This is a genomic window from Acinetobacter sp. YH12021 (assembly GCF_013420145.1).
GTDB classification, from domain to species: Bacteria; Pseudomonadota; Gammaproteobacteria; order Pseudomonadales; family Moraxellaceae; genus Acinetobacter; species Acinetobacter towneri.
The window spans coordinates 87,438-99,734 of the sequence record NZ_VOYT01000003.1 but is presented as its reverse complement, the minus strand read 5'-3'; the positions used below and the strand labels follow the sequence as shown (position 1 = coordinate 99,734).

General features: G+C 41.3%; 10 protein-coding genes. 6 read left to right on the top strand and 4 right to left on the bottom strand.

The window, feature by feature from the left end; translation table 11 throughout:
* Nucleotides 1-60: 60 nt before the first annotated feature.
* The 6 genes from FTT91_RS04475 to FTT91_RS04450 all read left to right on the top strand — a co-directional run bounded on the left by FTT91_RS04475 (nt 61) and on the right by FTT91_RS04450 (nt 5,294).
* Nucleotides 61-1,902: a monovalent cation:proton antiporter-2 (CPA2) family protein gene (locus FTT91_RS04475; protein ID WP_154321101.1), complete on the top strand. Its 1,842-nt coding sequence runs from the start codon at nt 61-63 to the stop codon at nt 1,900-1,902.
* Nucleotides 1,903-1,952: 50 nt separating this feature from the next.
* Complete coding sequence (gene hslO / locus FTT91_RS04470) at nt 1,953-2,828, top strand: Hsp33 family molecular chaperone HslO (protein ID WP_180169045.1); 876 nt, start codon at nt 1,953-1,955, stop codon at nt 2,826-2,828.
* A gap of 258 nt (nt 2,829-3,086) precedes the next feature.
* Nucleotides 3,087-3,551 carry a DUF2147 domain-containing protein gene (locus tag FTT91_RS04465; RefSeq protein WP_004975938.1) on the top strand — a complete coding sequence of 155 codons (465 nt, stop codon included), beginning with the start codon at nt 3,087-3,089 and terminating at the stop codon, nt 3,549-3,551.
* A gap of 209 nt (nt 3,552-3,760) precedes the next feature.
* Nucleotides 3,761-4,222, top strand: a complete 462-nt coding sequence (locus FTT91_RS04460) for a DUF2147 domain-containing protein (protein ID WP_004975935.1) — start codon at nt 3,761-3,763, stop codon at nt 4,220-4,222.
* A gap of 382 nt (nt 4,223-4,604) precedes the next feature.
* Complete coding sequence (locus FTT91_RS04455) at nt 4,605-4,940, top strand: chaperone modulator CbpM (protein ID WP_004975930.1); 336 nt, start codon at nt 4,605-4,607, stop codon at nt 4,938-4,940.
* A 90-nt stretch (nt 4,941-5,030) separates the two neighbouring features.
* Nucleotides 5,031-5,294 (top strand): YdcH family protein, encoded by a 264-nt coding sequence (locus FTT91_RS04450; protein ID WP_131261090.1) that lies wholly within the window; start codon nt 5,031-5,033, stop codon nt 5,292-5,294.
* A 289-nt stretch (nt 5,295-5,583) separates the two neighbouring features.
* On the opposite strand, the gene FTT91_RS04445 is transcribed toward FTT91_RS04450, so the two are convergent.
* From FTT91_RS04445 to recD, 4 genes are all read right to left on the bottom strand, one after another.
* A complete protein-coding gene (locus FTT91_RS04445; RefSeq protein ID WP_179989710.1) occupies nt 5,584-6,822 on the bottom strand; it encodes a magnesium transporter CorA family protein in 1,239 nt (412 codons plus the stop codon).
* Between the two features lie 223 nt (nt 6,823-7,045).
* On the bottom strand, nt 7,046-9,133 hold the full coding sequence (gene pnp / locus FTT91_RS04440; protein ID WP_171257431.1) for a polyribonucleotide nucleotidyltransferase: 2,088 nt from the start codon (nt 9,131-9,133) through the stop codon (nt 7,046-7,048).
* 261 nt (nt 9,134-9,394) lie between these two features.
* The gene (rpsO, locus tag FTT91_RS04435; RefSeq protein WP_004975922.1) at nt 9,395-9,664 is read right to left on the bottom strand and encodes a 30S ribosomal protein S15; all 270 of its coding nucleotides are present in this window, start codon (nt 9,662-9,664) and stop codon (nt 9,395-9,397) included.
* Between the two features lie 821 nt (nt 9,665-10,485).
* Nucleotides 10,486-12,228 (bottom strand): exodeoxyribonuclease V subunit alpha, encoded by a 1,743-nt coding sequence (gene recD / locus FTT91_RS04430; RefSeq protein ID WP_218952004.1) that lies wholly within the window; start codon nt 12,226-12,228, stop codon nt 10,486-10,488.
* Nucleotides 12,229-12,297: the final 69 nt, after the last annotated feature.

The following is a 12,297-nucleotide window of genomic DNA, read 5'->3' as shown; positions in this document are numbered from 1 at the left end:
AAACTTAGCTGTATCAGCACTTATTTCAATAATCCACCGCTTTAAACTTTGGATGACCACATGTCCTTATTGTTACAAATAACCATTTTTCTAGGCGCTTCATTGGTTTTGGTTCCCTTACTAAAACGCTTTGGTATTGCGACCGTATTGGGCTATTTGTTTACAGGCATTTTGCTAGGGCCTAGCGTATTCAATATTGCCAGCGACCCCGATGATATTCAGGAACTGGCAGAATATGGTGTGGTGTTCCTGATGTTTATTATTGGCTTAGAACTGCGTCCACAACGGCTGTGGGAAATGCGCAAGCCCATTTTTGTTTTGGGTAGTTTACAGGTCGGCATCACGGGTATTCTACTTGCAATCTTGGCTTTTTTTGCCTTACAGCAAGGCATTGCCTCAAGTGTGGTGATCGGTTTTGCACTGGCACTTTCCTCTACAGCCTTTGTGCTACAAATGTTGCAAGAAAAGCAGCAACTCAACAGCAGTTATGGACAACAATCCTTTTCCATTCTGCTGTTTCAAGATATTGCCGCCATTCCTTTAATTGCCATCATTCCCATGTTAGCAGGTGCAGAATCGACTCATCATGGCATTGCTTATTTTGCTGCAATCATGGCGACCTTTAGCGGTTTGTTCTTATTTAGCCGTTATCTCATGCGTCCATTTTTTCGTTTTGTGGCTAAAAGTGGCGCACATGAACTGATCACTGCTGTCGGTTTATTCATTGTACTTGGCGTGGTCAGCATTATGGATGTGCTGGGCATTAGCACCACCTTAGGTGCATTTTTAACAGGCGTATTGTTGGCAGATTCCGAATTTAGACATGAGTTAGAAGCCAGTATTGCCCCATTCAAAGGCTTATTGCTAGGCTTATTTTTTATGACCGTCGGGATGAGCACCGAACTGGCAATCTTAATGAATACCCCTTGGCTGATTGTAGGCGGTGCATTGCTGCTCCTGCTCATCAAACTGATTAGCCTCACGGCCATTGCCCGTTATTTCCAATATTCTTGGCGCAATAGTTTGTTGTTGGCGACTTGCTTGGCACAAGGCGGTGAGTTTGCCTTTGTGGTGCTCAGTGTCGCACAAAGTGAAAGTGTGCTCAGCCAGGCCATGCTGCAACCACTGACCTTAATTGTGACTTTGTCGATGGTGTTGACCCCAATTTTATATTGGTTGATGAGCAGTCAAATTATTCCTCGCTTAGAACGTGAAAAATCGCCTGAATATGACGAAATTCCCGATACACATCACCCCATGATTATTGCGGGTTTTGGTCGTTTTGGACAAATTATTGCCCGTGTGGCGTACTTGCAGCATCTGCACTTTACTGCCATCGACAGCAATATGGATAAAATTGATTTTGTGCGGAATTACGGCGGTAAAGTCTATTATGGCGATGCCACTCAACCTGAAATTTTACGTGCCGCAGGCATCGAGCATGCCAAAATCTTTATTCTAGCCATTGATGATATTGAAGACTCAATGAACGTGGCACGGCATATTCGCCTGAATTATCCAGCGCTAAAATTACTGGTACGCGCTCGTGATCGTCATCATGTGCACTTATTGCGCGATTTAGGCGTTACCTATATTTGGCGTGAAACGTATTTATCCTCTTTAGGCATGGCCTATCAGGCTTTGCGCGATTTGGGCATTAATGAAAAAGATGCCTATAAAAGCATTGAGTTGTTCCGTGATTATGATGAACAACTCTTGGCACAACAGCAGCACATTTATACCGATGAACAAAAAGTATATGAAACCCATCGTAACGCTTTGGCAGAACTGGAACACCTGTTTGAAAGTGATGCACAAAACCGTGAAATGCCCTTGGGTGTCGATTTAAAACGCGGCTTGCATAGCAGTCATATTGATGTAACACGTGATGCAGCAAACTGACTTGTGTTTTACAATATTGCCACCATTAAAACAGGGTTATGGAGAATTTTATGTCTGATTTACGCCAACGCTTTTTTATTGAAGATAGCCCTGTTCGTGGTGAAGTAGTTCATCTCGAAGAAGCTTTGCAAACCATTTTGAAACAACGTGATTATGTGCCTGCGGTACAAGTGTTGTTGGGAGAAATGCTTTGCGCCACTGCCCTACTGGCCAGTACCCTAAAAATTAAAGGGCGTATTAGCTTACAAATTCAGGCATCTGGCACATTTAAATGGGCCATGGCGGAATGTAACCACTTGGGTGAAGTGCGTGCGTTGGCAGACTACGAACAAGACCCGCGCTTTTTAAGCGCTGAAGACAGCAGTACCGTCCTGAAAAGTTTGGTCAGTCCTGTACTGTTTATTAATATCGAGCCTGAATTTGGTGAGCGTTATCAAGGTATTGTGCCTTTGGACAAAGCCAATTTAGCTGAATGTTTAATGCAGTATTACGGCTTATCGGCACAAATTCCAACTCGTATTGTGTTGGCAAGCAATGCCGAACGTGCGGGCGGTTTGCTGATTCAATTGTTGCCGCGTAACAGTGAAGAAGAACAACAACGGGTCGATGAAGATTTATGGCCGCGTGTGACCATGCTGACTGAAACCTTAAAAGCGGAAGAATTGACTGATTTAGACGTCAATGAAATTTTGTACCGTTTATACAATGAAGAACAAGTGCGTTTGCCTGAAGTGGAAGCCTTACGTTTTGGTTGCACTTGCTCCAAAGAGCGCTGTACCAATGCCTTAATGCAAATTGGTGTTGCTGCGGTACGTGAAACTTTGGAACATCAGAACCCTATTACTATGGATTGTCAATTCTGCAGCACACAATATAGCTTTAGTGCCGAAGAAGCCTTAGGTTTATTTGGAGAACATCTCAGTTAAATGGCATGGTGAATACCATGATTAATATGTGATGCAATGCTGAAAATTCATCAAAAATGAGCAGTACATTCTGCTCATTTTTTATTTACGTGATGACCATCGTCAAAACCTATTATTTTATTACTTTTCATGTGATTAATTTCACAAAACTTTCATGCAATTACTAGAAAATACCGCGTAAATTGGGTATAAATAATCCCATATTTTTTTTATGCCTTTATATATTTTAGGCTGCTTCTTCTCTGGGATATTGATTTTATGAACACCCTGTTCTTTTCTCGTTTAGCATTCATCAGCGCGATTTGCTGTTCAAGTTTAGCTTATGCAGCCAATGCAGACCCACTTTTGGGCAAATGGAAAACATTAGACTACCGCACAGGTTTTTCATTGTCTGACGTAGTCATGAGTAAAGATAAACAAGGTGCGTATGCCGCTACGATTATAGAACTACGTGCGGTTCCTGGCGCACCGCGTTTGGAAAATTGCACACTCTGTACGGGTAAAAATAAAGATAAGCCACTGTTAGGTTTTGTGCCATTAAGTCACTTAAAAGCTACGCCAAGCAATCAAATTGAATTTTATGAAGGTGACTATTTAGACCCGCGCACAGGTAAACAATATAAAACTCGTGCACGTTTAAGCAGCAATGGCAAACATTTAACCCTTTATAATGTAGACCTTGCCACCAATGCCAGCCGCAAAATGACGTGGGTGAAATACTGATTTTATTCCTCACCAATGCGATAAAAGCTGTGTTCTGCACACTTTTATCGGAATGATTAGATTTAAATTACCAACTCCATAACACTTATATCTTTTCCTGCCTGACATCTCACACTGCTCAATTTGCTTGTTTATTACATTCTTGCTATAAAACCCGAAATAGAATTTTTACTCTATTTTTTAAAATAACAATTTTGGGGATGCTGTTCATGAAAATAAATTTCAGAGGGATTTTTGCGGGTTTCGTTTTAACAACCCTCTCAAGTGTTGGCTTTGCAGAAAGCGATCTACTGGTCGGTAAATGGAAAACCATTGATGACCGCACTGGTTATTCGCGTGCCGATGTCGAAATTCGCAAAAAGCCAGATGGCACTTATGAAGGCATTATCGTGGAAACCCGTAATATTCCGGGTGCAGAAAAAATGGTGATTTGTAGCAATTGTCCAGGTAACTTAAAGAATAAACCTTTTATTGGCTTGCCATTTATTTGGGGCTTTAAACAAGATGCTAAAAACCCACGTGAATTTAACCAAGGTCATGTTTTAGACCCAATTGGCGGTAAAGTTTATAAAGGCAAAGCTCGTTTAAGCGCTAACGGTAAGCGCCTCACCTTACGTGGCTATGTAGGTGTTTCAGTGATTGGTCGCAGCGTGACTTGGGTAAAATACTAATTCCAAAAACTAAGATATTAATTTACAGGGTTCTTTTTAAAGAGCCCTTTTTATTACCAAATTTTGAAACAATCCTTTTAAACACCGTACGACCGTTCAATCCAAAATATTGAAATAAAGGATGGCATTGAATAAAAAATAGACTAATATCTATAAGACATCTATACGCACAAGCCAAATTGACACATCAATATAACAGGCGTGAGCACAGCAAAGGGTTGGCTGAATTTCACCAAAGGAATACAAATAAAAGATTCTATTACAGCGTACACAGGCTAAATTAAAGAGAATCACTTATTGGATATCCACCAATTATTGATGTAAAGCAATCCCTCATTTCAGGCGAGCCAACTCGTTTGAATTCGATCGGAAGGAGTATGCCATGACCACTATTTTATATCGTGAAATCACTTCAGACGGACAGCACACAGAAATTATTGAAGAATTTACCCAGTTAGATTTAAAAAAATTTGCCGAAGCGTGTGGGCAAAGCCCTGAATGGGTCTTACAACTTTTAGAATATGACATCCTGCCTTCCCGCCCTGCCGAACGTATCCACCAATTTTTTGGTGAAGATGTCAGCCGTGCACGCCAAGCCTATCGGTTGCAACGTGATTTTGATGCCAGTTTTTCAGCTGTCGCCATGATGCTTGACCTGATTGATGAAGTACAAAAATTACGTAAAGAAGTTAAACATCTGAATTTTCAACATAGTTAATCCTCACGCTCTAGTTGTGTGATTCATCACCTTGCTAGAGCGTTTTTCTTTCTATGCCCGTAAATTTTTTTGATGAGAATGATCTACACAATGAAAACTAAAGACTGCAACAAGAAGATTAAAAATATGTTTCCTGAGTTTCGTGATTTAATTCAGGGATTACGCGACAGCAATCCACATTTTTCAAAAATTTTTGAAGATCACGAACAGCTAGACCGTGAAATTAGCCAGTTAGAGCTTGATCCTGTGCATCAGATTAATGATGACATTGAAGCGCTGAAACGCAAAAAATTAAGACTGAAAGATGAAATGTATCACTTGCTGCTTAAAGCGCAAAATGATCAATTAGCTTAAAAGCTCATACAAGTCTAAACCGTACATCTAAATGCAATGATATGCAGGACACAGCAAGAAAAGGCAAAAAGCAAAAAAGATGGCATATTCAAATCTGAAGCTAGTGTTCAAAAATCTGCCATCTTGAGCTAAATGTCTGACTATCCTGCTCAATCTGTGGATAAGCTTATCAGTCCTATGGATAACTTTTGAGGTCTGTGGACAACTTTTAAATCAATACATTATCTTGTGAATCCGCATTGGATGCAGGACTCAATCCATCACCACATCCGTAAGTTTATCTTCTAGATCATTTAAGTTTAGTCAGTTTTTCAACTTCTTTAATGGTGCCTTTCACGGTTTGCTTAATGGGTTCATAGTCTAAAAACCAAAATAAATTCATGGGTTGGTCATTATGTTGCTGTGCCAACATATCAATCACACTTTTTTCACCCAGACCGACAAGGTGCCTACGATAAAAATAATACAGCAACAACAAAGTAGTCATCACCATTACCCCAAGCATGATCCAAAAGGCCTGTGCGTGTTTCAGCCCCGGCATAAACTCAAAGTTCATACCATACACCCCTGTAAATAAAGTCAAAGGTGCAAAAACTGCGGTAATGATGGCTAAAATCCGCATGTTTTCATTGGTCTGGTTGGCAATAGCAGAAAAATGCAGATCAATTGCGGTTTGCACTGCAGAGCGTAAGCGAATGGTATGCTTTTGAATTCGTTCAATGTGACTGGTCAAATCATCCAAACGTACCAAAATAATATCCTGCCGTTCACTACGTTTTTTGCCACGTAAATGTGGGTAGTTATCGACAATTTCATCACGCAATTCCTGCAAGGCTTCTATTTGCTCTTCACATAAATTTTCAACTTGCTGAAACGCCATATTTTCTTGCAGCAATTGATGCCAACGGGTAAAACGACGATGTCCCTGCAACAACTCTTGTTGCCAATATTCCACACGGCGGGTTAGCGGCATGCGAATATCCAAGTAATCATCCGCTACCAAATTCAGTAAACGCAACGTTAAATCTAATGGTGTTGCTGCCAGTTTGCGTGCTTTATTCTGTTCTTCAATCGGGCGTTGTACCGCTGCTTCCACACGTGACAAATAGCTTTCCATGACTTTATTGCCCTGTTCCCGCACACTAATCAAAATCTGCGGTGTCATAATAAAGCTCATCGGCGTAGTGGCCAGTCCAAAAATCCGTTCATGTTTCTCCCCGACTTGTTGCCCTGTTGCAATACGGTCTTCGGGTGTGATCAGTTTACGGAAAATCAATAAGTCATAATCATCTAAAGTATCAAACGCACATGGATGCTCTATATTTAAAATATCGCGCACATGATATTCATTGAGCGATAATTGACTGTACTGAAAAATCTCTTGTTGCCACTGTTCTGCACGGTTAAGCACATCATCACGGGTGCAATCAATCCAGATAAATTCAGGCTCAAGCCCTTCAATTGGCTGTTTTTGCACATAAATATTGGTTTTATGATTGGTATGCAGATAAAAATAATAACTTTGCATAGAACGGGCACTCTATTTCAGTTTTCTTGTACGGTTTTTTGAGATTTTAAGATGTACTCAGTTTAAGCATGGATCAGGCTTCTTTTCAAATACATGCTGTAATTTATGCCGCTTTTCATACAACAAAGATGGTTTGTACGATGCAACAAAATTTTTAGCATAAAAAAACCCGCATTCAGATTGAATACGGGTTTTTTGACCATTTCAGATCATCAACACAGCATTACGCTTGTTCGATATCTTTCATAGTTAATTTGATACGACCACGGTTGTCTACATCAGCAACCTGTACTTTCACTTCCTGACCTTCTTTCAACACGTCTGCAACGTTGGCAATACGCTCATTTGAAATTTGAGAAATGTGAAGTAAACCGTCAGTACCCGGAAGGATATTTACGAACGCACCGAATTCAACAATACGGATTACTTTACCTGTGTAAATTGTACCCGGCTCGATTTCAGCAGTTAAAGCCTGAATTTTTGCAACAGCAGCTTGTGCAGCAGCTTTGGTTTCACCAAATACGCGCACTGTACCGTTGTCTTCAATATCAATTGCCGCTTTAGTTTCTTCAGTAATTTGGCGGATGGTAGCACCACCTTTACCAATCACGTCACGAATCTTGTCTGGGTTGATGTTAATCACTTGGAAAGTTGGTGCATGCATTGAAATTTCTGGACGCGCACGTGAAATCACTTGGTTCATTGCATTTAAGATATGCATACGACCTGCATAAGCTTGGTTTAATGCAACTTCCATGATTTCTTCAGTGATGCCTTCAATCTTGATGTCCATTTGCAATGCAGTAATACCGTTGGCAGAACCCGCAACTTTAAAGTCCATGTCGCCAAGGTGGTCTTCATCACCCAAAATGTCAGAAAGTACAGCGAAACGCTCGCCTTCTTTCACTAAGCCCATTGCGATACCCGCAACTGGTGCTTTCAATGGAACACCTGCATCCATAAGTGATAACGATGCACCACAAACAGACGCCATAGAAGATGAACCGTTTGATTCAGTGATGTCCGATACGATACGAATCACATACGGGAAGCGATCTGCTGCAGGAAGAACTGCTTGCACACCACGACGTGCCAAACGACCATGACCAATTTCACGACGTTTAGGGCCAGATTCACGACCTGTTTCACCTACTGAATATGCAGGGAAGTTGTAGTGCAACATGAAGTTGTCAGTTTTAGTACCCGATAAGGTATCAACCATTAAGGCATCACGTGTATTACCTAAAGTGGTGGTAACCAAAGCCTGAGTTTCACCACGGGTAAACAATGCAGAACCGTGCGCACGGTCTAGAACGCCAACCTGTACGTCAAGCGCACGAACGGTTTTGGTGTCACGACCATCAATACGTGGTTTACCAGACAAGATGTTGTCACGTACGGTACGGTATTTAAGATCTTCAAAGAGTTCGTTCAAGTCATCTGCAATGCCAGTTTCGTCATTTTCAGGAACGAATTGCGCAACTGCTTCTGCTTGAAGTGCATCTAATGCAGCATAACGGTCTTGTTTGATCGCAATGGTGTACGCTTCAGAAATTTTTGCTTCAAACGCTTCTTTTAGTTTTGCACGAAGGTCTTCGTTTTTCTCTGGAGCAGTCCAAGTTGACTCAGTTGCACCTGCAGCCGCAGCAAATTCTTTGATCGCTTGAATCGCGATTTGCATTTCGTCATGACCGTAAAGCACTGCGCCTAACATTTGGTCTTCTGAAAGTTCTTTTGCTTCAGATTCAACCATCAATACAGCAGATTCTGTACCTGCAACCACAAGGTCAAGGTCAGATTGCGCCATTTGTTCAAAGTTCGGGTTAAGCACGTATTCGCCGTTGATTAAACCCACACGCGCCGCACCAATTGGGCCACGGAACGGTGTACCTGCAATTGCAAGTGCAGCAGACGTACCTAACATTGCAGCAATGTCAGCTTCCATGGTTTTGTCAGAAGATACAACAGTCGCAGTAACTTGAATTTCGTTGTAGTAACCTTCTGGGAACAACGGACGAATTGGACGGTCAATTAAACGTGAAATTAAAGTTTCTGCTTCAGAAGCACGGCCTTCACGCTTACCATAACCACCTGGGATACGACCTGCAGCATATTGTTTTTCTTGATAGTTAACAGTCAGTGGGAAGAAATCTTGACCCGCTTTTGCTGTTGGTTGAGCAACCACTGCAACCAATACAGTCACGCCACCCATAGTAATCATTACCGTGTTGGCTTGACGCGCTACACGACCAGTTTCAAGTACAACTTGGTGCTGACCAAATTGGAATTCTTTACGAATAATATTAAACATCGACATGTTTTATTTTTTCCTAGTTCTTGTGAACAATTATTCTCGTGGAGACCCCTAAGGTTTGGCATTCACAATACAATTGTTTAGGTAAATGACAAAGCTTAGAAGCCGACCTCACTCGAATGAAACACGATTTTTAAACACAAAGAAGGAGCGAATCATTCGCCCCTTCCACTGATCTAGCCAAGGCTAGATATACTTTAGTTTTCAGTAATACAGCATTCAACATGCAATAGTCCGAAAATAAAAGCTTAAATCGAATTAACGACGTAAACCTAAAGCAGCAATCAATGCGCTGTAACGAGTCACATCTTTGCCTTTAAGGTAGTCAAGTAACTTACGACGTTGGTTAACCATACGGATTAGACCGCGACGGCTATGGTGGTCGTGTTTGTGCTCTTTGAAGTGACCTTGTAAGTCATTGATTTGAGCAGTTAAAAGCGCTACTTGAACTTCTGGTGAACCAGTGTCGTTTTCAGCACGAGCAAATTTAGCGATGATCTCTGCGCGATCTGCGTTTGTTAAAGCCATTCGATTTCTCCGAGATGCTTAATAAAAAGATTTGATACCGATCAATTGATTGCTCAATTGACTGCCGTGCATCACTACAGCAAGGGCATTATTTTAAGGCAAAAACGTGCCGATTGCAAAACAGAACGACAAACAAGCACTTTTAATTTTGAGATGTACCAATAAAAGTATGATTTATGCTAAGGGTATACACATCATGTTAGGTATAAAGTGTCTAAGGAAAATAAATATACAATTGTATATGATTGATAATATGTAATATTTTGCCAACTGCCTTTCATCCACTGGAATATTTTGCCGTTAAAATAAAACAGCCCGAGCATAGCTCGGGCTGTTTTTTGCGCTGTAGTTTCTTGTCTTATTATTCTTATTGTCTTGTTTATTGTGGTTATTTGCGCGTTTTCGCGTCTTATTCTCTGAACATTCCTGTTCTTGCTTTCACGTCCTTGTGTGGTAGATTTTGCCACAATACTAAAGTGAAAGAAGTCGTATTTCTCGTATCTGTTTGTAAGCTTTTTCTTACAACAGGTAAGCATTGTCAGCATTTTGCAAATCACCCAAACTTACAGGCATAAAAAAGCCCTGTAGTCTCTCCCAAAACTACAAGGCTTAGCGGCTGTAAGTTTCCTCTTCTCACTCACGTCCTGTCAGTTCGCTGTCTTTCGACATTTATCGTTATTATTCTGCGATTATGCTCAACTATCCCTATTGAGCTTTTTATGTGAAGTCATCTTCTCAAAAAGATCTTGAAATCTCTATGCGCAAATTTCTCGAATCAATGTAAGCCATTTCGTACAAAACCATCTCTTATTCAGTTTTACTTAACAATCCAAAGCGTCATTAATTCTGGCTAATAAACCACTGCTGCGACGGGTACGAATCATCAAAGCTTGCTGCAAAGCTTGCGCATCAACCAACAAACTTACGACTTTTTTAGCACGGGTAATGGCAGTGTAGATCAGCTCCTTACTCAGCAAGTTTTTTGCCGCAGCATCCAACACCACAGCTGTATGAGTAAATTCAGAACCTTGCGATTTATGAATAGTAAGTACAAATGCGGTTTCAATATTTTTAGGTAAGCGTGTTGCAGGCACCCACTTATTTAAACTTGGAAAATATACTTCAAACTGGCGCTGATCATTCTGCTCTCGCATAAAACAGATGCCAATATCACCATTCGACAACCCAAGTTGATAATCGTTATAGGTCATCATGACGGGGCGTCCTGCATACCAATCGCCATGTTTGGTTTGTTTTAACTGTTGCAACAAGCGTTTTTCAATCTGCAAATTCAGTTGTTGTAAACCCAAATGACCATGACGAATTGCGGTTAAAATACGGTAATCATCAAATACATTCACCACATTCTCAACATGCGCTTGAAATGCTGTACTTGATTGTTCCAAGCCCAAAGTATGTGCTTTTAATACCGCTACATAAGCCTGATAACCATACATCAGCTGATCATAATAATGCGCTAAATTTTCCGCTGAAATTTGCCCATTTTGCTGAGGTAAATATTGCAGTTGTAGGGCATCTATTTCGACTTGCTTAAATTGAATTGGCTTTAATTCACCTGCTGCCACGACTTGCTGTTCAAACTCAGCCAAAACCTGTGCAGGAGAATGTTCTTGCTGAATAAACTTCGCCATTGCGCCAATTTTTGCACCTTCAGCAAAACGACGTGTGGTCACTAAATTGACACGGTTATTTGCGAGTTCAGGCACTTGCTGTAAATCGGCCAATACTGTACCGACATCGACTGAAGCCAATTGATTGGCATCGCCCAACAGAATTAAACGTGCCTGCGCAGGAATGGCAGCCAATAACATCTGTGACAGGCTTAAATCCAGCATCGACGCTTCATCGACCACAATCACGTCATAAGGTAGAGGTTGTTTAGCGTGAAAACGTGGCTTGCCTGTATTGCCTAAGCCCAATAAACGATGCAAAGTCACGGGTCGTAATTGACGTAAAGCATCGACATTAAACATTTGTAAAGCTTGACTATTCAAGGCATTTTGCAAAGCTTCATCCATCCGCTGTGCCGCTTTGCCTGTTGGTGCAGCCATCGCAATCCGAATATTTGGCAAAGCTTGATTAAGCACCGCAACAATATGCGCCAAAGTATAGGTTTTTCCTGTACCTGGCCCACCAGTGATAATACTTAAACTTTGAGTTGCCGCAGTCTGTAACGCTTTTTGCTGCTGTGGATCTTGCAATAAATTAAGCTGTTCGGCTTGTAATTCAAAGGACAAAGGCGGCTGCGCCTGAATCCGTAAAATATCGCTAGCAACCTGATGTTCCAGTTTCCAGTAGCGATACAAATACAAACGCTGCCCATCAAATACAAACGGTGCAATTTGTGGATCAGGATTTAAAGCGCTACGCTGCAAGTTCATGTACAAATGTTGCAATGCCGCCACTTGTTCTGCGGTTGCAGGAATACAGCTATCCCCTTGCTGAATAGCATCGAGTACCTGTTGCATCAAAATTTGCGCTGAAGCATCAAAAGTGACATTGCTAAATGGCGGCTGACATAGGTAATCCATCCACGCCTGCATTGGCGTTTGAGCTGAATTTAAGTGAATATGCTTGTTTTCCACACAGTTATCCTCAAAGTTATCCACAGG